General features: G+C 42.1%; 31 protein-coding genes. 27 read left to right on the top strand and 4 right to left on the bottom strand.

Annotated features, from left to right (window positions below; translation table 11 throughout):
* Positions 1–2: 2 nt before the first annotated feature.
* From rplB to rplQ, 26 genes are all read left to right on the top strand, one after another.
* The gene (rplB, locus tag MusilaSJ_RS11220; protein WP_090529279.1) at positions 3–830 is read left to right on the top strand and encodes a 50S ribosomal protein L2; all 828 of its coding nucleotides are present in this window, start codon (positions 3–5) and stop codon (positions 828–830) included.
* Positions 830–1,096 (top strand): 30S ribosomal protein S19, encoded by a 267-nt coding sequence (rpsS, locus tag MusilaSJ_RS11215; protein WP_022832979.1) that lies wholly within the window; start codon positions 830–832, stop codon positions 1,094–1,096. The genes rplB and rpsS overlap by 1 nt, the downstream gene beginning before the upstream one ends.
* Before the next feature lie 6 nt (positions 1,097–1,102).
* Positions 1,103–1,531 carry a 50S ribosomal protein L22 gene (gene rplV, locus MusilaSJ_RS11210; protein WP_090529276.1) on the top strand — a complete coding sequence of 143 codons (429 nt, stop codon included), beginning with the start codon at positions 1,103–1,105 and terminating at the stop codon, positions 1,529–1,531.
* A gap of 6 nt (positions 1,532–1,537) precedes the next feature.
* Entirely contained in the window at positions 1,538–2,410 is an 873-nt protein-coding gene (rpsC, locus tag MusilaSJ_RS11205) for a 30S ribosomal protein S3 (RefSeq protein WP_090529273.1), read from the top strand.
* A gap of 50 nt (positions 2,411–2,460) precedes the next feature.
* A complete protein-coding gene (rplP, locus tag MusilaSJ_RS11200; RefSeq protein WP_090529269.1) occupies positions 2,461–2,883 on the top strand; it encodes a 50S ribosomal protein L16 in 423 nt (140 codons plus the stop codon).
* A 124-nt stretch (positions 2,884–3,007) separates the two neighbouring features.
* Positions 3,008–3,217: a 50S ribosomal protein L29 gene (rpmC, locus tag MusilaSJ_RS11195; protein WP_090529266.1), complete on the top strand. Its 210-nt coding sequence runs from the start codon at positions 3,008–3,010 to the stop codon at positions 3,215–3,217.
* A gap of 20 nt (positions 3,218–3,237) precedes the next feature.
* Complete coding sequence (rpsQ, locus tag MusilaSJ_RS11190; protein WP_090529263.1) at positions 3,238–3,492, top strand: 30S ribosomal protein S17; 255 nt, start codon at positions 3,238–3,240, stop codon at positions 3,490–3,492.
* Between the two features lies 1 nt (position 3,493).
* Positions 3,494–3,862 carry a 50S ribosomal protein L14 gene (rplN, locus tag MusilaSJ_RS11185; RefSeq protein WP_090529260.1) on the top strand — a complete coding sequence of 123 codons (369 nt, stop codon included), beginning with the start codon at positions 3,494–3,496 and terminating at the stop codon, positions 3,860–3,862.
* A gap of 1 nt (position 3,863) precedes the next feature.
* Positions 3,864–4,193, top strand: coding sequence for a 50S ribosomal protein L24 (gene rplX / locus MusilaSJ_RS11180; RefSeq protein ID WP_090529257.1), 330 nt, complete (start codon positions 3,864–3,866; stop codon positions 4,191–4,193).
* Positions 4,193–4,756 carry a 50S ribosomal protein L5 gene (rplE, locus tag MusilaSJ_RS11175; protein WP_090529254.1) on the top strand — a complete coding sequence of 188 codons (564 nt, stop codon included), beginning with the start codon at positions 4,193–4,195 and terminating at the stop codon, positions 4,754–4,756. The genes rplX and rplE overlap by 1 nt, the downstream gene beginning before the upstream one ends.
* On the top strand, positions 4,749–5,018 hold the full coding sequence (rpsN, locus tag MusilaSJ_RS11170) for a 30S ribosomal protein S14 (RefSeq protein WP_090529250.1): 270 nt from the start codon (positions 4,749–4,751) through the stop codon (positions 5,016–5,018). Before rplE ends, rpsN begins: the two co-directional genes overlap by 8 nt.
* Positions 5,019–5,198: 180 nt before the next feature.
* On the top strand, positions 5,199–5,597 hold the full coding sequence (gene rpsH / locus MusilaSJ_RS11165; RefSeq protein ID WP_090529247.1) for a 30S ribosomal protein S8: 399 nt from the start codon (positions 5,199–5,201) through the stop codon (positions 5,595–5,597).
* 17 nt (positions 5,598–5,614) lie between these two features.
* Entirely contained in the window at positions 5,615–6,172 is a 558-nt protein-coding gene (rplF, locus tag MusilaSJ_RS11160; RefSeq protein WP_090529244.1) for a 50S ribosomal protein L6, read from the top strand.
* A gap of 5 nt (positions 6,173–6,177) precedes the next feature.
* Positions 6,178–6,528, top strand: a complete 351-nt coding sequence (rplR, locus tag MusilaSJ_RS11155) for a 50S ribosomal protein L18 (RefSeq protein ID WP_090529241.1) — start codon at positions 6,178–6,180, stop codon at positions 6,526–6,528.
* A 12-nt stretch (positions 6,529–6,540) separates the two neighbouring features.
* Complete coding sequence (rpsE, locus tag MusilaSJ_RS11150; RefSeq protein WP_090529238.1) at positions 6,541–7,059, top strand: 30S ribosomal protein S5; 519 nt, start codon at positions 6,541–6,543, stop codon at positions 7,057–7,059.
* Positions 7,060–7,065: 6 nt separating this feature from the next.
* Entirely contained in the window at positions 7,066–7,245 is a 180-nt protein-coding gene (gene rpmD / locus MusilaSJ_RS11145) for a 50S ribosomal protein L30 (RefSeq protein WP_110585874.1), read from the top strand.
* A 4-nt stretch (positions 7,246–7,249) separates the two neighbouring features.
* The gene (gene rplO, locus MusilaSJ_RS11140; protein ID WP_090529235.1) at positions 7,250–7,696 is read left to right on the top strand and encodes a 50S ribosomal protein L15; all 447 of its coding nucleotides are present in this window, start codon (positions 7,250–7,252) and stop codon (positions 7,694–7,696) included.
* Positions 7,697–7,701: 5 nt separating this feature from the next.
* Positions 7,702–9,045 (top strand): preprotein translocase subunit SecY, encoded by a 1,344-nt coding sequence (secY, locus tag MusilaSJ_RS11135; protein WP_274990025.1) that lies wholly within the window; start codon positions 7,702–7,704, stop codon positions 9,043–9,045.
* Positions 9,046–9,051: 6 nt separating this feature from the next.
* Positions 9,052–9,843: a type I methionyl aminopeptidase gene (map, locus tag MusilaSJ_RS11130; protein WP_112653531.1), complete on the top strand. Its 792-nt coding sequence runs from the start codon at positions 9,052–9,054 to the stop codon at positions 9,841–9,843.
* A 64-nt stretch (positions 9,844–9,907) separates the two neighbouring features.
* A complete protein-coding gene (infA, locus tag MusilaSJ_RS11125) occupies positions 9,908–10,126 on the top strand; it encodes a translation initiation factor IF-1 (RefSeq protein ID WP_022833270.1) in 219 nt (72 codons plus the stop codon).
* Between the two features lie 4 nt (positions 10,127–10,130).
* Positions 10,131–10,247 (top strand): type B 50S ribosomal protein L36, encoded by a 117-nt coding sequence (gene ykgO / locus MusilaSJ_RS11120; RefSeq protein ID WP_022833269.1) that lies wholly within the window; start codon positions 10,131–10,133, stop codon positions 10,245–10,247.
* 99 nt (positions 10,248–10,346) lie between these two features.
* Positions 10,347–10,724: a 30S ribosomal protein S13 gene (rpsM, locus tag MusilaSJ_RS11115; protein ID WP_090529226.1), complete on the top strand. Its 378-nt coding sequence runs from the start codon at positions 10,347–10,349 to the stop codon at positions 10,722–10,724.
* Positions 10,725–10,858: 134 nt separating this feature from the next.
* Complete coding sequence (gene rpsK / locus MusilaSJ_RS11110) at positions 10,859–11,248, top strand: 30S ribosomal protein S11 (RefSeq protein WP_090529224.1); 390 nt, start codon at positions 10,859–10,861, stop codon at positions 11,246–11,248.
* 67 nt (positions 11,249–11,315) lie between these two features.
* Positions 11,316–11,924 (top strand): 30S ribosomal protein S4, encoded by a 609-nt coding sequence (rpsD, locus tag MusilaSJ_RS11105; RefSeq protein ID WP_090529221.1) that lies wholly within the window; start codon positions 11,316–11,318, stop codon positions 11,922–11,924.
* Positions 11,925–12,102: 178 nt separating this feature from the next.
* Positions 12,103–13,095, top strand: a complete 993-nt coding sequence (locus tag MusilaSJ_RS11100; RefSeq protein ID WP_090529218.1) for a DNA-directed RNA polymerase subunit alpha — start codon at positions 12,103–12,105, stop codon at positions 13,093–13,095.
* A gap of 210 nt (positions 13,096–13,305) precedes the next feature.
* Complete coding sequence (rplQ, locus tag MusilaSJ_RS11095; RefSeq protein ID WP_274990024.1) at positions 13,306–13,857, top strand: 50S ribosomal protein L17; 552 nt, start codon at positions 13,306–13,308, stop codon at positions 13,855–13,857.
* A gap of 111 nt (positions 13,858–13,968) precedes the next feature.
* On the opposite strand, the gene MusilaSJ_RS11090 is transcribed toward rplQ, so the two are convergent.
* Together MusilaSJ_RS11090 and MusilaSJ_RS11085 are read right to left on the bottom strand one after the other, a co-directional pair.
* The gene (locus tag MusilaSJ_RS11090; RefSeq protein ID WP_274990023.1) at positions 13,969–14,463 is read right to left on the bottom strand and encodes a GNAT family N-acetyltransferase; all 495 of its coding nucleotides are present in this window, start codon (positions 14,461–14,463) and stop codon (positions 13,969–13,971) included.
* A gap of 389 nt (positions 14,464–14,852) precedes the next feature.
* Positions 14,853–15,143, bottom strand: coding sequence for a 6-fold beta flower protein (locus MusilaSJ_RS11085; protein WP_274990022.1), 291 nt, complete (start codon positions 15,141–15,143; stop codon positions 14,853–14,855).
* Between the two features lie 251 nt (positions 15,144–15,394).
* Here MusilaSJ_RS11085 and dnaK point away from each other — a divergent pair, with 251 nt between their 5' ends.
* Entirely contained in the window at positions 15,395–17,296 is a 1,902-nt protein-coding gene (gene dnaK, locus MusilaSJ_RS11080) for a molecular chaperone DnaK (RefSeq protein ID WP_274990021.1), read from the top strand.
* Positions 17,297–17,708: 412 nt separating this feature from the next.
* Here dnaK and tnpA read toward each other — a convergent pair whose 3' ends face one another.
* Positions 17,709–18,173 (bottom strand): IS200/IS605 family transposase, encoded by a 465-nt coding sequence (tnpA, locus tag MusilaSJ_RS11075; protein WP_274990020.1) that lies wholly within the window; start codon positions 18,171–18,173, stop codon positions 17,709–17,711.
* A gap of 61 nt (positions 18,174–18,234) precedes the next feature.
* Positions 18,235–20,499: a glycoside hydrolase family 31 protein gene (locus MusilaSJ_RS11070; RefSeq protein ID WP_274990019.1), complete on the bottom strand. Its 2,265-nt coding sequence runs from the start codon at positions 20,497–20,499 to the stop codon at positions 18,235–18,237.
* Positions 20,500–20,799 lie beyond the last annotated feature (300 nt).

Below are 20,799 nucleotides of genomic sequence, written 5' to 3'. Positions count from 1 at the left end.
AAATGGCAGTAAAGAGATTTAAACCGGTTACCCCGGGTACCCGCTTCAGAGTTGATGTATCTAATTCAGATATCACAACAAACGTTCCTGAAAAATCGTTGGTTGTAGCATCAAACAAAAGATCGGGCGGTCGTAACAACAGCGGTAAAATGACTATGCGCTACTTAGGTGGTGGTCATAAACAAGCATACAGGTTAATTGATTTTAAACGTAATAAGTTTGATATCCCGGCAAAAGTTGCAACTATCGAGTACGATCCTAACCGTTCGGCACGTATAGCCCTGCTACACTTTGCCGATGGCGAGAAAAGGTACATGATTGCTCCGGAAGGCTTAACAGTTGGTACAATAGTAACAGCAGGCGAAACAGCAGCTCCCGAAGTAGGTAATACCTTACCATTAAAGAATATCCCTCTTGGTTCGATCATTCACAACATTGAGTTAAACCCTGGCCAGGGTGGTGTAATTGCCCGCAGCGCCGGTACTTACGCTCAGTTATCAGCACGTGACGGCAAATATGCTATCATCAAATTGCCTTCAGGCGAAACCCGCATGATCCTGTCAACTTGTTTGGCAACTATCGGTACCGTTTCAAATGGCGAAAGAGCAAACGCTGTGTTAGGTAAAGCCGGCCGCAAACGCTGGTTAGGCCGCAGGCCAAGGGTACGTGGTGTAGCTATGAACCCGGTAGATCACCCTATGGGTGGTGGTGAAGGCCGTGCCTCAGGTGGTCACCCACGTTCACGTAAAGGTTTATTGGCTAAAGGCTACAAAACCCGTGACAAGAAGAAAACATCGGATCGTTACATCATTGAAAGAAGGAAGAAATAATGGCTCGTTCAATAAAAAAAGGACCTTACATCGATCATAACTTAGATAAAAAAGTTATGGTGCTGAATGATGCAAATAAAAAATCAGTTGTAAAAACATGGTCACGTCGTTCCATGATCTCTCCTGATTTCGTTGGTCATACATTCGCAGTACACAACGGTAACAAGTTTATCCCTGTGTACGTAACAGAAAACATGGTTGGACACAAGCTGGGAGAGTTTGCCCCAACCCGTACATTCCGCGGACACGCAGAAAAGAAAAAATAACAGGCAATGGAAGCAACAACAAAAATTAAAAAGTCTGTACTGATCAGGCAACAAAAAGAAGCTGCGAAAGCTCTTGTAGGCGGCGCTTCTGTTGCTAAGTTACAGGACTGCCCAACTTCACCACGCAAAATGCGTTTGGTGGTTGACTTGATCCGCGGTGAAAACGTTGAGAAAGCGTTATACATATTAAAATTTACTAACAAAGAAGCTGCTATTCGTGTAGAGAAACTTTTGTTATCAGCTATCAAAAACTGGGAAGCAAAAAACGAAGGCAAACGTGTTGAAGACAGCAACCTTTTTGTTAAGGAAGTATCTGTAGGCGGTGGCCGTCAGTTAAAAAGGTTACGCCCTGCTCCGCAAGGAAGGGGATACCGTATCCGCAAACGCTCAAACCACGTAACACTTGTTGTGGATAGTAAAAACGATAACAATTAATTTGAAATGGGACAGAAAGCACATCCAATAGGTAACAGGTTAGGAATCATCAGAGGTTGGGATTCTAACTGGTTCGGTGGCAACAACTACTCCGATAAATTAGTTGAAGACGAAAAAATCCGCAAATACCTTTCAGCTCGTATTGCTAAAGGTGGTGTATCTAAAGTAGTTATCGAGCGTACTTTAAAACGCATTACCGTAACTATCCACACTGCCCGTCCGGGTATTGTGATCGGTAAAGGCGGTCAGGAAGTTGACAAGATCAAAGAAGAGTTGAAAAAACTTACCAAGAAAGAAGTTCAGATCAACATTTTCGAGATCAAACGTCCTGAGCTTGATGCACAATTAGTAGCAGAAGGCATTGCAAAACAATTAGAAGCACGTATCTCTTTCCGTCGTGCCATGAAAACCACAATCGCTGCAACCATGCGTATGGGTGCCGAAGGTATCAAGGTAATGACTTCAGGCCGTTTAGGCGGCGCTGAGATGGCACGTAGCGAGCAATATAAAGAAGGCAGGATTCCTTTGCACACTTTCCGTGCTGACATTGACTACGCATTAGCAGAAGCATTAACTACCTATGGTAAAATAGGTGTTAAAGTTTGGATCTGCAAAGGCGAGGTTTATGGCAAACGCGATCTTTCTCCAAACATTGGCGGTACCAGCAGCGCAAGCGGCAAAGGTGGCAGGCCAGAGGGCGGTGCACCAGGCTTTGGTGGCCGTGGTAACGAAAGAGGCGGCGAGCGCGGCGGTGAGCGTCGTGGCGACAGGAAACCAGGTGGCGATCGTCGTGGCGGTGGTAACCGTCCGGGCGGACAAGGTGGAAACCGTCCGGGTGGACAAGGTGGAAACCGTCCGGGTGGCCCAGGTAAGAGATAATAATTAAAGTACAAGACAAATATCGAATAACGATATAAAAGCTTAAGAAAATGCTACAGCCAAAAAGAACGAAGTTCAGAAAGATGCAAAAAGGCAGGATGAAAGGTTTAGCCACCCGTGGTGCTGAACTTTCATTCGGATCTTTTGGTGTTAAATCACTCGAAGCGGCATGGATCACCAGCCGTCAGATCGAGGCTGCACGTATCGCTGTAACACGTTTTATGAAACGTGAAGGACAGGTTTGGATCAGGATATTCCCTGACAAACCTGTAACCAAGAAACCTGCAGAGGTACGTATGGGTAAAGGTAAAGGTGCTCCTGAATACTGGGTTGCGGTAGTACGCCCCGGAAGGATCATTTTTGAAGCCGAAGGTGTGCCTTTGGAAGTTGCTAAAGAGGCTTTACGCCTTGCAGCACAGAAATTACCGGTGCAAACTAAATTTATTGTACGTAGGGATTACGTAGAAGCATAAATTGAGGAGTTAGTTGAAGAGTTGTAAAGTTTTAATGTTGTGAAGTTAGATGCCGAATTTCACCATTCAAATAAAAACAATACAACGTTTAAACTTACCAACAGACAACAAATAACAAAGAAAAATGAAGAACTCAGAAATTTTGGGCCTATCAACTGAAGAGATTGTTGCTAAGATCAGCGAGGAAAGGGCTACCCTAACCAAATTGAAATTTGCTCATGCAGTTTCAGCTATTGAGAACCCGTCCCGTATAACCAAAGTACGCAAAGGAATTGCTCAGTTAAATACTGAATTAACAAAACGTAAAGCGGCGGCCGCTTCTGAAAAGAATTAATTTTTTAAACATTAGTAAAAATGGAAAGAAATTTAAGAAAAACACGTACCGGCCTTGTAGTAAGCAATAAGATGGAAAAATCTATTGTTGTGGCCGTTGAGCGTAAGGTGAAACACCCTATCTATGGTAAATTCGTAAAGAAAACTACCAAATTCAAGGCTCATGATGAAAACAATACCTGTGGCGTAGGCGATACAGTATTGATCATGGAAACCCGCCCGCTGAGCAAAACCAAAAACTGGCGATTAGTTGAAATTTTAGAAAGGGCTAAATAAGATGGTACAACAGGAATCAAGATTAACAGTAGCCGACAATAGCGGCGCTAAAGAAGTTTTAGTGATCCGTGTATTGGGTGGTACCGGTAAAAGGTATGCATCAATCGGCGATAAAATTGTGGTTACCGTAAAAAGCGCTTTACCATCAGGTAACGTGAAAAAAGGTACCGTATCAAAAGCCGTAGTTGTGCGTACTAAAAAAGAGATCCGCAGAAAAGACGGTTCATATATCCGTTTCGACGATAACGCAGCTGTGTTGTTAAACAACCAGGACGAGCCAAGAGGTACACGTATCTTTGGCCCTGTTGCAAGGGAACTGCGCGAGAAACAATTTATGAAAATTGTATCATTAGCACCGGAGGTATTGTAACATGGAAAAGAAAGTAAAATTAAAGATCCGTAAAGGCGACCTGGTTAAAGTTATCGCCGGCGATTCAAAAGGATCACAAGGCAAAATCGTTGAGGTTTTGGTAGATAAGAACAGGGCTATTGTTGAAGGTGCCAATATGGTATCAAAACATACTAAACCTAATGCTGCTAACCCTAACGGCGGAATTGTTAAACAAGAAGCTGCTATACATATTTCAAACCTAATGCTGGTTGATCCTAAAACAGGTAATACAACCCGTGTTGGCCGTCAAAAAAATGACGCCGGCAAATTAGTAAGGGTAGCAAAAAAATCAGGGGAGGAAATTAAGTAATGACTTACGTACCAAGATTAAAATCAAAATACAAGGACGAAATCCGCACCGCGCTGAAAGATAAATTTCAGTACAAAAGCGTAATGCAGGTTCCTAAATTGGAGAAAATTGCCATTAACCAGGGTGTAGGTGGTGCAACTACCGACAAGAAATTGATCGAAAACACCATCACCGAGTTAACTACCATCACCGGTCAGCAGGCAGTATCTTCAAAATCTAAAAAAGATATCTCAAACTTTAAATTGCGTAAAAATATGCCGGTTGGCGTACGCGTTACCCTGCGTGACAACACAATGTACGAGTTTTTGGATCGTTTAATCGCTGTAGCCCTGCCACGTATCCGTGACTTCAAAGGCATCAACGATAAAGGTTTTGATGGCCGCGGCAACTATACATTAGGTATTACTGAGCAAATTATCTTCCCTGAGATAAATATTGACAAAATCAATAAAATCCAAGGTATGGATATTACCTTTGTAACCTCCGCAACAAACGATGTTGAAGCATTGGAGTTGTTGAAACAATTTGGTTTACCATTTAAAAATCAAAATAGCAATGGCTAAAGAAGGTGTAAAAGCACGTGAAGTAAAGCGCGCAAAATTAGTAGCTAAATACGCTGAAAAAAGAGCTGCTTTAAAAGAAGCTGGCGATTACGCTGCTTTAGATAAATTACCAAAAGCATCATCACCGGTAAAACTGCACAACCGTTGCAAATTAACCGGCCGCCCTCGTGGTTATATGCGTCAGTTTGGCATCTCACGTGTTACATTCCGTGAAATGGCTCTTGAAGGCAAGATCCCGGGAGTGAAAAAAGCAAGCTGGTAAGAAGATATAAAAATATCGGATTTCGGAATTTCGATTTCGGAATTTCGATATTTTTAATTTTTTTTGAGATTGTGGCAAATTCGAAATCGAACATCCGAAATCTCAAATACAAAATGAATTAACCGATGGAAGGTCGTCCCGGATGTTACGGGAAGGAAACCACCGTCATAACACAATAAAATGAATACAGATCCAATCGCAGATTATCTTACAAGAGTAAGGAATGCTATTAAAGCCAACCACCGGGTTGTTGAAATTCCTGCATCAAATCTGAAGAAGGAAATCACTAAGGTGCTTTTCGACAAAGGTTACATTGCAAATTATAAGTTTGAGGATAATGGTCCTCAGGGCACTATCAAAGTTGCTTTGAAATACCACCCGATAACTAAAATTTCTGCTATCCGCAGCATTTCGCGCATCAGCAAACCAGGTTTGAGGAAATACGCAGGTATGGAAAACATGCCACGTGTATTAAATGGTTTAGGTATCGCCATCCTGTCAACTTCTAAAGGCGTTATGTCTGATAAAGAAGCACGTCAGCAAAATGTTGGTGGTGAGGTTTTATGCTACGTTTATTAACAGAAGAAATTTAAGCAATGTCAAGAGTAGGAAAAGCACCGATAGCACTGCCACAGGGAGTAACCATTACAGTTTCAGCAGATAATGTTGTTACCGTAAAAGGCCCTAAAGGCCAGTTGCAACAGGCAATTGATAGCGATATCACTATTGCACAGGAAGACGGTCAGTTACTGGTTCAACGCCCGTCTGATCAAAAACGTCACAAAGCGTTACATGGTTTATACCGCGCGCTTTTAAATAACATGGTAATTGGTGTAACTGAAGGTTACAAAGTAACCCAGGAATTAGTGGGTGTAGGTTACCGTGCCACCAATACCGGTAATACATTAGATTTAGTGTTGGGTTTCTCTCACCACTATGTATTTGAATTACCTCAAGAAATTAAAGTTACAACCACTGCTGATAAGGGTAAAAACCCAACCATCATCCTTGAATCAATTGACAAACAGTTAATTGGCCAGGTAGCAGCTAAAATCCGTTCATTACGTGCACCAGAGCCTTACAAAGGTAAAGGTATCAAGTTCCAGGGCGAGATTTTGAGAAGAAAAGCAGGTAAATCAGCATCTAAAAAATAATCGTCATGGGAGCTAAACTATCAAGAAGAGACAGGATTAAAAAAGGCATCAGGAAACGCCTTTCAGGGTCAACAGAACGTCCCCGCCTGTCAGTATTTAGAAGTAATAAAGGTATTTATGCGCAGATCATTGACGATGTAACCGGTAAAACTTTAGTTTCAGCATCATCTTTATCAAAAGATTTTGCCGCTGAAGGTACAAAATCAGATCAATCAGTAGCTGTTGGTAAATTAGTAGCTTCAAAAGCTATCGCTGCAGGTATTAAAGATGTGGTTTTCGACAGGAACGGTTACCTGTACCATGGCCGTGTTAAGTCATTGGCCGAAGGTGCACGTGAAGGTGGTTTAAACTTTTAATCGAAAAGAGAAATGTCAACAATCAACATAAAAAGAGTAAAAACAAGCGAGATCGAATTAAAAGACCGCTTGGTAAGCATACAGCGTGTTGCCAAAGTAACCAAAGGCGGCCGTACTTTCAGCTTCTCTGCTATCGTAGTAGTAGGTGATGAAAACGGTGTTGTAGGTTACGGTTTAGGTAAAGCTAAAGAGGTAACTGAAGCTATTGCTAAAGGCATTGATGATGCTAAAAAGAACCTGGTAAAAGTTCCGATCATTAACGGAACTGTACCTCATGAGCAAATTGGTAAATTTAGCGGTGGTTTTGTTTTCATTAAACCAGCTGCTAACGGTACCGGTGTAATTGCAGGTGGTGCTATGCGTGCCGTATTAGAGTCGGCAGGTGTACACAACGTATTGGCAAAATCAAAAGGTTCATCAAACCCGCACAACGTGGTAAAAGCAACCGTATCGGCATTAGCCCAGTTACGTGATGCAAATACAGTAGCACAACAGCGCGGTATCAGTTTAGGTAAAGTATTTAACGGATAATCAGTCATGGCTAAGATCAAAATAACACAGATTAAGAGCGTGATCGACAGAACGGAACGCCAGAAAAAAACAATCCAGGCTTTAGGATTGCGTAAAATTAACCACAGTGTGGAAGTTGAGGCTACACCTGCTATAGTTGGGATGGTTAGGAAAGTGAACCACCTGGTAGCGGTTGAAAATATTTAATATCATGAATTTAAGTAATTTAAAACCTGCAGAAGGTTCAACCAAAAATAGAAAAAGAATTGGCCGTGGTACAGGTTCTGGCCGTGGCGGTACGTCAACCCGTGGCCACAAAGGCGCCGGTTCACGTTCAGGTACCAGCACCAAGGTAGGCTTTGAAGGCGGTCAGATGCCTTTACAGCGCCGTGTGCCTAAGGTAGGCTTTAAAAACCCTAACCGTGTTGAGTACACAGGTGTAAACCTTGACGTACTTCAGGAATTAGTAACAAAATTTTCGCTTACTGCTGTTGATTTTGATACTTTGAAAGAGCACGGTTTGGTATCACGTAACGACCTGGTTAAGATCCTGGGCCGTGGTGAGCTTACTGCCAAATTAGAAGTTAAAGCACATGCATTTACTGCTACAGCTCAGAAAGCTATTGAAGCTGCAGGTGGTACCATAGTTAAGTTATAATTTCGATGAAGAAATTTTTCACCACATTATCCAATATCTGGAAAATCGAAGATCTGAGAGTGCGTATTATTAACACACTCTTATTTCTTTTAATATATCGTGTAGGCTCATTCGTGGTTTTACCGGGCGTTAACGCCGCGGTAGCATCAACCCAAAAAGCAGAAGGATTAGTAGGATTGCTGAATATGTTTGCAGGAGGATCGTTTTCACGTTCCTCTATTTTCGCGTTAGGTGTTATGCCTTACATTTCGGCTTCAATTGTGGTGCAACTGCTGGGTATTGCCGTTCCGTATTTTACCAAATTGCAAAAAGAAGGTGAAAGCGGTCGCAACAAGCTTAACCAATGGACCCGCTACCTAACAATAGGTATTACCTTTTTACAGGCTATAGGTTACCTTAAATCGCAGGTTGCTGCTGATGCAAGAACTATTGCCGATCCTTTCACCTTCATCTTCCTTAATACTTTTGTATTAACGGCAGGTACATTATTTGTAATGTGGTTAGGCGAAAAAATCACCGATAAAGGTATCGGTAACGGTATCTCACTTATTATCATGGTGGGTATCATTGCTCAGTTACCTGGCGCTTTTACAACCGAGTTCATTTCGCGTAATGGCGGTGCCGGTGGTTTGATCGCTTTCATTGTGGAGATCGTAGGTTTGATTGGTGTGGTAATGTTTACTATACTGATAGTACAGGGAACACGTAAAATTTCGGTACAGTACGCTAAACGTATAGTGGGTAACAAACAATATGGCGGTGTACGCCAGTACATACCTTTAAAGGTAAATGCTGCCGGTGTAATGCCAATCATATTTGCTCAGGCGTTAATGTTCATCCCGCAAACCGTATCGCAATTTTTCCCTAATGTATCATCAAGCGGTATATTGATAGCTTTAGCTAACTATAACTCATGGGAGCATAACCTGTTGTTTGGGATCCTGATCATCCTGTTCACTTACTTCTATACTGCTATTACGGTTAACCCTAACCAAATGGCCGATGATATGAAGAAGAACGGTGGCTTTATTCCGGGTATCAAACCAGGCCGTACTACTGCTGAGTTTATTGATGGCGTAATTTCAAAGATCACTTTACCAGGATCAGTATTCCTGGCTATTATAGCAATCATCCCGGCATTGGCCAGTTTGGTTGGTGTATCTCCAATATTCGCAAGGTTCTTCGGCGGTACATCGCTGATCATCCTGGTGGGTGTTGTGCTGGATACATTACAGCAAATAGAAAGTCACCTGTTGATGCGCCATTATGATGGTTTAATGAAAACCGGACGGATTAAGGGACGTACAGCTATGCCTGCCGCTGCCGGTACCAGTCCGACAGCGATTTAATTAGCAATGTCAAAAATCAATTATAAGTCTGTCGAAGAGATAGAACTCATAAGAGAAAGTTCTTTACTTGTTTCAAAAACACTCGGAGAAATAGCTAAGGTTATTGCTCCGGGTGTTAAAACAATTGAACTGGATAAGCTTGCCGAAACCTTTATACGGGACAACGGCGGCGTGCCTGCCTTTTTAAACTATCACGGATTTCCTTATTCACTGTGTATTTCCCTGAATGACCAGGTTGTACACGGCTTCCCCGGATCGCATGTTTTAACTGAAGGCGACCTGGTATCAGTTGATTGCGGTGTTGTTTTAAATAAATACTACGGCGACTCGGCTTATACCTTTGCCATTGGTGAGGTTAACGACCAGGTTAAAAAGCTGATGCGGGTAACGCAGGAATGCTTAAAGTTGGGTGTTGAGAAAGCGGTTGTAGGGATGCGGATAGGTGATATTGGATACGCGGTACAGGAGCATGCCGAAAAGAACGGCTTTGGTGTAGTAAAGGAACTGGTTGGCCATGGTGTAGGATTAAAACTGCACGAAAAACCCGAAGTACCTAACTATGGTAAACGCGGTGCCGGTATCAAACTGGAAGAAGGCATGGTGATAGCTATTGAGCCCATGATCAATGCCGGCCGTGCCGGTGTTAAGTTTTGGGATGATGGCTGGACAGTTTCAACATCTGACAAGAAACCTTCGGCACATTATGAGCATACTGTAGCGGTACGCAAAGGTACTCCAGACATTTTATCGACGTTTGATTACGTAGAAAATGTTTTAAAAGAAAAAAATAATAATTAAATAATTTTTTATTAATTTTGCATCCCGGTTTTAGGGCGGATAATTAAGTAATAATCAACAAAATATGGCTAAACAATCTTCGATTGAGCAAGACGGTACAATTAGAGAGGCATTGTCAAATGCAATGTTCAGAGTTGAACTTGAAAATGGTCATGAGATTATAGCGCACATATCGGGCAAAATGCGTATGCACTACATTAAAATTCTTCCTGGCGACAGGGTGAAACTGGAAATGAGTCCATATGATTTAACAAAGGGTAGAATAACCTATAGATATAAATAAAAAGATGAAAGTTAGAGCATCCATCAAAAAGCGCAGCGCTGATTGCAAGATCATCCGCCGTAACGGGAAACTTTACGTTATTAACAAAAAGAACCCGAAGTTTAAACAACGCCAGGGCTAAGAAAAATTAATTTTGAATTAGTGAATTAGTGAGTTGCTGAATTTATTAAAAGCAAAAACTCACCCAATCACTAAGTCACTAAATCACTAAATAAACAATATGGCAAGGATATCAGGTATTGATTTACCAAAGAATAAAAGAGGAGAAATCGGACTTACTTACATTTTCGGTATTGGCCGCTCAACAGCTCAAAGAATTTTGACTGAGGCTGGTATTGATTTTAATATCAAAGTACAAGACTGGACCGATGAGCAATTATCTTCTATACGCGGAATTATTAACGACCAAATTAAGGTTGAAGGTGCATTACGTTCAGAAGTGCAGCTTAACATTAAGCGTTTGATGGATATTGGTTGTTACCGTGGTACACGTCACCGTAAAGGTTTACCATTACGTGGTCAGCGTACTAAAAACAACTCACGTACCCGTAAAGGTAAACGTAAAACAGTTGCTAACAAGAAAAAAGCTACTAAGTAGTAAGTGATTGGTGAGCAGAGAGCGGTGAGTAGTTGTCGCTTTAAGATCATCAGGAATACCTCATTTTGACAGTATAATTAATGGGTCCGGATTATTCGCTAATTCAGTAATTCATTAATTCAAAAATTAAAGAAATGGCTAAAGCTAAAAAAGTAACCAAGAAACGCATTGTGATTGTTGAGCCGGTTGGCGAAGCACACATCAATGCTACTTTCAACAACATCATCATCACCCTTACCAACAAAACCGGCCAGGCAGTTTCATGGTCATCAGCTGGTAAAATGGGTTTTAAAGGTTCAAAAAAGAATACTCCTTACGCTGCCTCACAAGCTGCTGCCGATTGCGGTAAAGTTGCTTATGACTTAGGCTTACGTAAAGTTGAAGTATTTGTAAAAGGCCCAGGTGCCGGTCGTGAGTCAGCTATCCGTACTTTGCAAACTGCAGGTATCGAAGTAACTACGATTAAAGATATTACACCGCTTCCACACAACGGTTGCCGTCCTTCAAAAAGAAGAAGAGTTTAATTAACATATTTTTTAAAGCTAAGATTCGGCAGCTGCAGGCTGCATGATACTTTAAGAACACACAAAAATGGCCAGATATACAGGACCAAAATCCAAAATTGCCCGTCGTTTCCGTGAGCCGATCTTCGGTCCGGACAAAGCGTTAGAACGTAAAAACTACCCGCCGGGAATGCATGGTGCTTCAAAACGCCGTGGAAAGCAATCAGAGTATTCAACTCAGTTGCAAGAGAAACAAAAAGTTAAATACACTTATGGTGTATTAGAGCGTCAGTTCGAAAACTTATTTCACCGCGCTTCTGCTAAAGAGGGTATCACAGGCGAAAACCTGTTGAAATTCCTGGAAGCACGTTTAGATAACGCTGTTTTCCGTTTAGGTATTGCTCCTACGCGTTCGGCAGCACGTCAATTGGTTAACCACAAACACATCACTGTTAACGGTGCTGTTGTAAACATCGCTTCATATGCATTGAAAGCTGGTGACGTGGTTGCGGTACGTGAAAAATCTAAATCATTAGAGGCTATCACTACTTCAGTAGCCGGAAGAAGAATCAACAAATACAGCTGGTTAGAGTGGGATGCGAACAACCTTACAGGTAAATTCCTTAACTATCCTAACCGCGATGAGATCCCTGAAAACATCAAGGAAAACCTGATCGTCGAGTTGTACTCTAAATAAGATATGAGATATCAGATGTGAGATTTGAGAGTTTTTTCAAATCTCATTTCTGGTTTTCGTATATATGCAAATCACAAACAAAAGATTTGAATAAGCGTTTGAACAACAGAGGAAATCTCACATCTCAAATCCCATATCTCAAATCAATTATCAAGTAAACAATAAATAAAGGATATAAATGGCAATTTTAGCATTTCAAAAACCAGACAAGGTTATCATGCAAAAAGCAAATGATTTTGATGGTACGTTTGAATTTCGTCCGTTAGAACCAGGTTTTGGTGTAACCATTGGTAATGCTCTGCGTCGTATCTTACTTTCATCACTTGAAGGTTATGCAATTACTTCTGTTCGTTTTTCGGGAGTAACTCATGAATTTTCAACCATCAAAGGTGTTGTTGAAGACGTAACCGAGATCATCCTGAACCTTAAACAAGTTCGTTTTAAGAAAACAGGTGAATCTGGCGACAGCGAGAAAATATTTGTTATTGTAAATGGCCAGGATGCATTTAAAGCAGGAGATATCACCAAATTCTCTAACAACTTTACTGTATTAAATCCTGATTTGGTACTTTGCAATATGGACCCGGCTGTAACGCTTGAAGTTGAGCTTACTGTTGGCAAAGGCCGTGGTTACGTACCAAGCGAGGAGAATAAAAATCCTGACGCTAACGTAGGTGTGATCGCTATCGACTCGATCTATACGCCGATCAAAAACGTAAAATATACCATCGAGAACTATCGTGTTGAGCAAAAAACCGACTATGAGAAATTAGTATTGGATATTGCTACCGATGGTTCGATCCACCCTGAAGATGCTTTGAAAGAAGCAGCTAAAATCCTGATCCAGCACTTCATGCTGTTCAGCGATGAAAACATGATGCTTGAAGCACAGGCTAAAGAAGAAACCAAAGAAGTGGATGAAGAGATCCTGCACATGCGCAAGATCCTTAAAACCGAACTGGTTGATCTTGACCTTTCTGTACGTGCCCTTAACTGCCTTAAAGCTGCTGATATCCGCAGCCTTGCTGATCTGGTATCGTACGATGTTGCTGACATGTTAAAATTCAGGAACTTTGGTAAAAAATCGTTAACTGAAATCCAGGACCTGGTTAAATCAAAAGGCTTATCTTTTGGTATGAACCTGTCTAAATTTAAGTTAGACGAAGAATAAGATATGAGATGTTAGATTTGAGACATGAGATTTTCTCGCCTCAGAATCTAACATTTTTTATTTTGTAACAAACGAGATCAGGATAATGGATCAGGAAGCTAAATTCTCACATCTGATATCTCACATCTCAAATCTAATAATTAAGCGAAAGCATAATTCCGAGGGCTTGAGCCTATCGCCCAACGGTATGCACGTGAAATATATAAAACAATGAGACACGGAAACAAAAACAATCACTTAGGCCGTACTACAGCCCATCGTAAAGCGATGTTGGCTAACATGGCATCTTCGCTTATTTTACACAAGCGTATCACTACAACATTAGCAAAAGCAAAAGTTTTACGCGGTTATGTTGAGCCACTTTTAACAAAATCAAAAAACGATACTACGCACTCACGTCGTACAGTATTCAGCTACCTGCAGGATAAAGATGCAACTTCGATCTTGTTCCGTGAGGTTGCTGAGAAAATTGCTAACCGCCCAGGTGGTTACACCCGTATCATCAAGTTAGAAAACCGTTTAGGCGATAACGCTGAAATGGCAATCATCGAGCTTGTTGATTACAACACTGTTTACGGTGCTGACGCTGCTGCTCCTGCTAAGAAATCAACCCGTCGTCGTGGTGGTTCTGGTGCAAAAGCTAAAGCTGCTGCCCCGGTAGCTGCAGAAGAAGCTGTAGTAGTTGAAGACGTTAAAGAAGAACCGGCTGCTGAAGCACCGGCACCTTCTGAAAACGAAGAAAACGCTGAAAAAGGCGAATAGTTAATTATTCGGTTTAACAGATACTAAAAACGGCCCACTCATTTGAGTGGGCCGTTTTTTATGTAATTGACCGCCGTTTTAGGTAAAAATCGTGGTGATTCCCTGATCTGTTTACTCGAGGGTCAGGCTATAAGTCAATAAGCATTCAACATCATTCATCAACGTGAAACCGCACTTTTCCAATATCCTTCGCGATGGCAGGTTATCTGCATAAGTGTGCACTATGATAGCTTTCACAAATTCATGTGTAAATGCCCATTGCGAAAGCAGCTGTAATGCTTCTGTAGCGTAGCCTTTGTTATGCTGGTTAGCGTCGATCATATAACCAATCTCAACTTCTCCGGCTTCATTTGGATATCCGGCGAATCCCATTCCTCCGATAATGGTATTGGTACTTTTAAGAACTATCTCCCAGGCTGTATACCAAAGGTGTTTATCCGGAAAAGCAAGTGTGTTGGGTAGCCAGAAATTATCAAAGGCATCGTCAATTTCCCTAACATATAACGGATCGATCAGCATAGCAGACGGATTGAGGCCTAATGAAAGCTCCATAAGCTTACGATCCTGTTTAAGCAGTAATAGTTGTTCGCGTGTTAACGGTATCATTTGCAACCATTGTGATTGTATAGAAAACATTTGGTGTTTGGAATTAAATAACAATAAGAAACCAGTTCGCTTTTTTTAAAGTGAAGGCACAGCCGTAAATAAGGCTGTTTGTTATGCAATTCCAGGCAATAGAATAAGCCTGTTTGGTTTGTTAAGTAACAGAGGCGATTGTTTGATTAGGATAAATATAAGGGATTTTAGTTGGAAATCCACGACATTTTATAAAACCGAAAAGTGCGTTAGGGATAGGAGCGGATACCGGCCAATGAGCGTAATGCCTGCAGGCGTATGAGCGTATAGCCCGGGCCGAAGGCAACGCCCGTATCAGTTGGCAGTTTTGAGTAGGCAGTTGGCAGATGATTTTTATCTGACAGACAATCGGTTTACCATCACTCATCAATATAAAACTTGATATCCCCAAACCGGCTGCGGCCTTCCCGCACAAAATTTCCATCAATATTATACAGCACGTCGCCAAAGAGGCTGCGGCCTTTTCTAATCAGGTTGTTGTCAAGGTTACAAACTACGTCGCCAAACATCCCCTGGCCTTTTTTAACTACCTTGCCATCTATAGTATATAATATATCACCGAACCGCCCCTGGCCTTTGCGCACATAGCTGCCATCGATGGTGTATAGTACGGTTCCAAACTTATTGTTGCCCTCCCTGATATATTTCATAACGGTGTTATAATTACGTGTTTTAAGTTAAGCGATATACTGCCAATTAGCAAATGCAGAACAACCTTTTGCCTTTTACCTTTCGCCTCCACAATCCCTGCCAACCTGTCATCACAAAGTAAGCTATCCTGTCGCCTTGTTCATGAACTGACAATTACAGGCAATTTTTACTGCCATTGGCATATTGGCACAGGCATTGATAAACAGCAATGGTAAGTAAACAATAAATCAAAAAGAAAAAACAGTCATATATGTCTAAAATAATTGGAATCGACTTAGGAACAACAAACTCCTGCGTTGCTGTAATGGAAGGTAACGAGCCTGTAGTTATAGCCAATAGCGAGGGTAAACGTACTACGCCGTCTGTAGTAGCTTTTATTGATAATGGCGAACGTAAAGTTGGTGATCCTGCAAAACGTCAGGCTATCACAAACCCTACAAAAACCATTTCGTCAATTAAACGCTTTATGGGTAACCAGTTTAGCGAAGTTACAAGTGAAGCGGCACGTGTACCTTATAAAGTAGTTAAAGGCGACAACAACACCCCTCGTGTTGAAATTGGCGACCGTAAGTATACCCCGCAAGAAATTTCTGCAATGATCCTTCAGAAAATGAAGAAAACTGCTGAAGATTTCTTAGGTACCGAAGTAACTGAAGCAGTTATTACCGTTCCTGCTTACTTTAACGATGCTCAGCGCCAGGCTACCAAAGAAGCCGGTGAAATTGCGGGTTTAAAAGTACGCCGTATCATTAACGAACCTACTGCTGCTGCCTTAGCTTATGGCTTTGATAAAGCGCACAAGGATATGAAAATTGCTGTGTTTGACTGTGGTGGTGGTACGCATGACGTATCTATCCTGGAGTTGGGTGATGGCGTTTTTGAAGTAAAATCAACCGATGGTGATACGCACTTAGGTGGTGATGACTTTGACCAGGTAATTATTGACTGGCTGGCAGAAGAATTTAAAAGCGACGAAGGCATTGACCTGCGTAAGGACCCAATGGCTTTACAGCGTTTAAAAGAATCGGCCGAGAAAGCTAAAATTGAATTATCAAGTTCAGCTCAAACTGAAATTAATCTGCCATACATCACTGCGGCCGACGGCATGCCTAAGCACTTAGTTAAAACTTTAACCCGTGCTAAATTTGAGCAACTGGCTGATAACCTGATCAAACGTACTATCGAGCCTTGTAAATCGGCTTTGAAAAATGCCGGTTTAAGCACTTCTGATATCGACGAAGTGATCCTGGTAGGTGGTTCAACCCGTATCCCTGCTATCCAGGAAGCTGTACAAAAATTCTTTGGTAAAGCTCCTTCAAAAGGTGTTAATCCTGATGAAGTTGTGGCTATTGGTGCTGCTATTCAGGGTGGTGTATTAACCGGTGAGGTTAAAGACGTATTATTGCTTGACGTTACCCCGCTTTCATTAGGTATTGAAACTATGGGTGGTGTAATGACCAAATTGATCGAGTCAAACACTACCATCCCTACCAAAAAATCTGAAACTTTCTCGACAGCCAGCGACAGCCAGCCCTCAGTTGAGATTCACATATTACAGGGTGAGCGCCCAATGGCTGCGGGTAACCGTACTATAGGCCGCTTCCACCTGGATGGCATCCCACCAGCACCTCGCGGTGTTCCACAAATCGAAGTTACTTTCGATATTGATGCTAACGGTATCCTGCACGTATCTGCCAAAGATAAAGCTACAGGTAAAGAGCAAAAGATCCGTATCGAAGCTTCTTCAGGTTTAACAGATGCCGAGATCAAAAAGATGAAGGACGAAGCTGAAGCTAATGCTGATGCTGACAAAAAGGCAAAAGAAGAAGTTGAAAAACTGAACGCTGCCGATGCCCTGATCTTCTCGACTGAAAAACAATTGAAAGAATACGGCGACAAGATCCCTGCTGATAAAAAAGCTCCTATCGAAGCCGGTTTAGCTAAATTGAAAGAAGCTTATTCGGCTAAAAACTTTGACGCTATCGAAGCTGCACAAACCGAGCTTAACACAGCTTGGACTGCTGCATCTGAAGATATGTACAAAGCTTCTGCCGAAGGTGCTCAAGGCGCACCAGGTGCCGGTGATAATGGTGCAGGCGCGCAAGATAACTCTGACACCGTAACAGATGTTGATTTTGAAGAAGTGAAATAATTAATTTTGTTTCGATAATATTTAAGCCCGGTTTGGTTAATTCCAGACCGGGCTTTTTTGTTGCCGTAGGTTGTTTTGTTGTAGAAGCATAGAGGAGAACGGGGCACCTACGGAGCCGGGAAAACTCGTATAAACACGTGACTCCTAACGGAGTCGCCAAGTGAAGCAGAATGGTCTTTATAGATCGACCCCGTAGGGGTACCGTGTTTATAGCAATTTAAAAAGACGTTCCCAGCTCCACCTCGTGTTCTACACTATAAACACGATACTCCTACAGGATTAATATATAGGCCATTTTTTATTTCTAACCAATCTGCTAAGGACTCCGGTAGGAGTCACGTGTTTATAGCATGGAATCTGGTAAGCGTTTTCGGCTCCGTAGGTGCCTCGTAATCTTCGCTTTGCAAATGTGCTATTGTTCAAAAAAATCAAATAAATATCTTTCTTCAAACGGGATTTCAAATTTTTCCAATAACGCTATATATTCCTGTTTGAATGTTTTTTTGTGATGATGAATTTCCTGGTTTTGGATGTAATTAATTACTGAATCGATATGTGACTGCGAATAGGAAAACACTCCATATCCTTCCTGCCATTGAAATCTGCCTCTTATCCAATCTTTGCTATTAATAAATTCATTGCTTTGCACCTTAATTTCCTTAGCGAAATCGGAGATTAATATCGTTGGTTTAAAACCTATAAAAATATGTATATGATCGGGCATACAATTTATTGCAAGCAATTTTGCACCCCGGGCCTGAACCAATGAGGTAATGTACTTATGCAATTCTTCTTTGTTATTTTTTGATATAAGACAATACCTGTCTTTAACCGCGAAAACAAATTGAAGATAGATTTGTGAAAAGGTATTGGCCATTATTGAGATACTTAACCGAATGTAAATACTATCACCAGAATTTCAAAACCACCGATAGCAATTATAACCTTACTTCAGCCGCTCCATTTTCATTCACAACCATCTCATCTTTCAGCTTTACATCTTCAAACCCATGCAAAACAAATTTCAGATGTGTAAACCTCGATTTAGATGAGCCTTCAACTGATGATAGACTGAGGCTCTTTTCTATGGGATTGAAACTGATAGTACGTTTATAATAAACACCCTGCTCATAATCATATGATACGCCATCGTCTTCGTAATAAATAAAACTATTTGCTTCCCTGCCGTTCCATACGTGTACCTGCAATATCCCGTCGCCTTTTTCATTGGTGCTTTGTACAACACTTTGCATGGGGATAATACCGCCGGCCTTAACAAATACCGGCAAATCTGTTAGCGGCGCCTGAATATTAACAATCTGTTCTCCCTCATAAAACTTATCGCTGCTTAACCTATACCACGAGCCTCGGGGCAGGTAAACATCTTCGGTTAGTTTAGTGCTTTCAACAGGAGCAACCAACATCGCGTCGCCAAACATAAATTCATTTTGAAAACGCTCATCAAAAACATTCCCGTCAAAACTGTGCTCAATGGCTAATGTGCGGCTTACCGGCAAACCTGTTTGCGTTGACTGATAGAAGCTGCTGTACAGGTAGGGAAGGAGTTTATACCGTTGTTCGATATCTTTTTTGATGATCTGTTCATTATCCTTGCCCCATTCCCAGGGCTCGCGCATTTTACTGCCTTGTATGGCATGATTGCGGAACATGGGCGTATAAGTACCCAACGAGTTCCAGCGTACCATGAGCTCAGGCGTAGGATTGCCGCTGAAGCCACCTATATCCACCCCGATAAAACTCACACCTGTAATACCCAAACTATTTACCAGTCGTTGTCCTAAAAGCATATGGGCATCGGTGCCGGTGTTGTCGCCCGTCCACACGGCCGAATAGCGCTGCGTGCCCGAATAGGCGGCCCGGGTAAGTACAAACGGCCGTTTGTTTCCCATGATCTTTCTTGTGCCATCATAAGTGGCGCGGGCCATTTGCATGCCATAGGCATTACGCACTTCCGGCATAAACTTATCTCCAAATTTTACTATCCAGGGGATATTTTGCCCCCAGGCGGCAGGCTCGTTCATATCATTCCAGAAACCTTCAACGCCGGGTTGAGTAAGAGCGGTGAAGGCTGCTCCCCACCATTCGCGTACCTCTCCCCTGAAAAAATCCGGAAAGTGACAGCGGCCCGGCCACACATAGCCGGTATAATTTTCGCCGTCGGGATATTTGGCAAAATAATCCTGCTCAATACCCTCATCGTATTCCTTATAACCTTCTTCTACCTTAATTCCCGGATCAACAATGGTAACCAGCCTAAAGTCCATCGCCTTTAGTTTATCGAGCATTTGCTTGGGTTTAGGGAAAGTTTTTTTGTTCCAGGTGAAGATCTTGAAATCGTCCATATAATCGATATCGCAGTACATTACATCGGCAGGGATCTGTTTTTTGCGGAAGGTTTGGGCGATGTTCAATACTTCATCGGCGCTCATATAACTCCATCGGCATTGCTGATAGCCCAGGCTCCAGAGCGGCGGCATTTCCATCCTGCCGGTAAGCCAGGTATAATCTTCAATTATTTTCGCAACACCTTGTGCCCCGAAAAAGTAGTAATTCAAATCGCCGCCATCTGCCCCGAACCAGCTTGTTTCCTCATCTGTGGATGCACCAAAGTCGAAGTAGCTTTTATGGGTATTGTCAAGAAACAAACCGTAAGTTAACCCGCTGTGTAATCCTATAAAAAACGGAAAGGTTTTATACAGCGGATCGGATTCGGGCGTGTGGTTTGGCGCATCGGTATTCCAGTTTACATAGGCCGCGCTACGCCTGTCGAGGTTACCGGTTTTTTCGCCCAGGCCAATAAACCGTTCACCCTCAAACAACCGGCGATAGCAGGTCACCCGTTCGCCCTGCCAGTTTGTACCAAAGCGGGCGTGATCTTCACTCAGCGAGATACCTGCAGATGTGAAAAAGTTGAATCGTAATGGCGATTTTTGAATGCTGAGCTTTAAGGCTGGTGTAGTAATATCAATATTGGCTGATGATTCGTCAAAATCGAAATCGGCCAGTGGCTGTCTGATTACCGCGAAAGAAGTCTCACCCGGGTTGAAATTTTTGCTGATGCTTACCCTGATAATTGTAGGGCTGTATATGTAAACCCTTGCTTCAGCTTCGGCGGTTTTAATTGTTAAAATACCATCCTGCTGTTTAAAGCCCTGTACGTTGCCTGCAATTTCTAAATTCATGCCTGTGGGGTACCCGGAATAGATAAAGGTACTTAAAGGCAACGTTGTTTGGTTAGGTTGGTTTTGTTAAATGTGAGTTTGAGATAAACGTCAACGGATTTTCCTCTTTTCATTTAACTCTCGCTCGTTTGTAACCATAGGTATTGGGAAGGGGAAAGTTGCTTTGGAAAACAAATAGAAACCATGTCATTACGTTTAAATCCGGAGGCCTCTGAAGGTGAAATGACAAAAGAGGGCCTGTCAGTCTGAGCCTGCCGAAGACTCGCGCGCAGAGGCTTACCCACCATGCTTCGACAGGCT

This window comes from Mucilaginibacter sp. SJ (assembly GCF_028993635.1).
GTDB lineage: Bacteria > Bacteroidota > Bacteroidia > Sphingobacteriales > Sphingobacteriaceae > Mucilaginibacter.
This window is presented reverse-complemented; position numbering and strand designations above follow the sequence as displayed.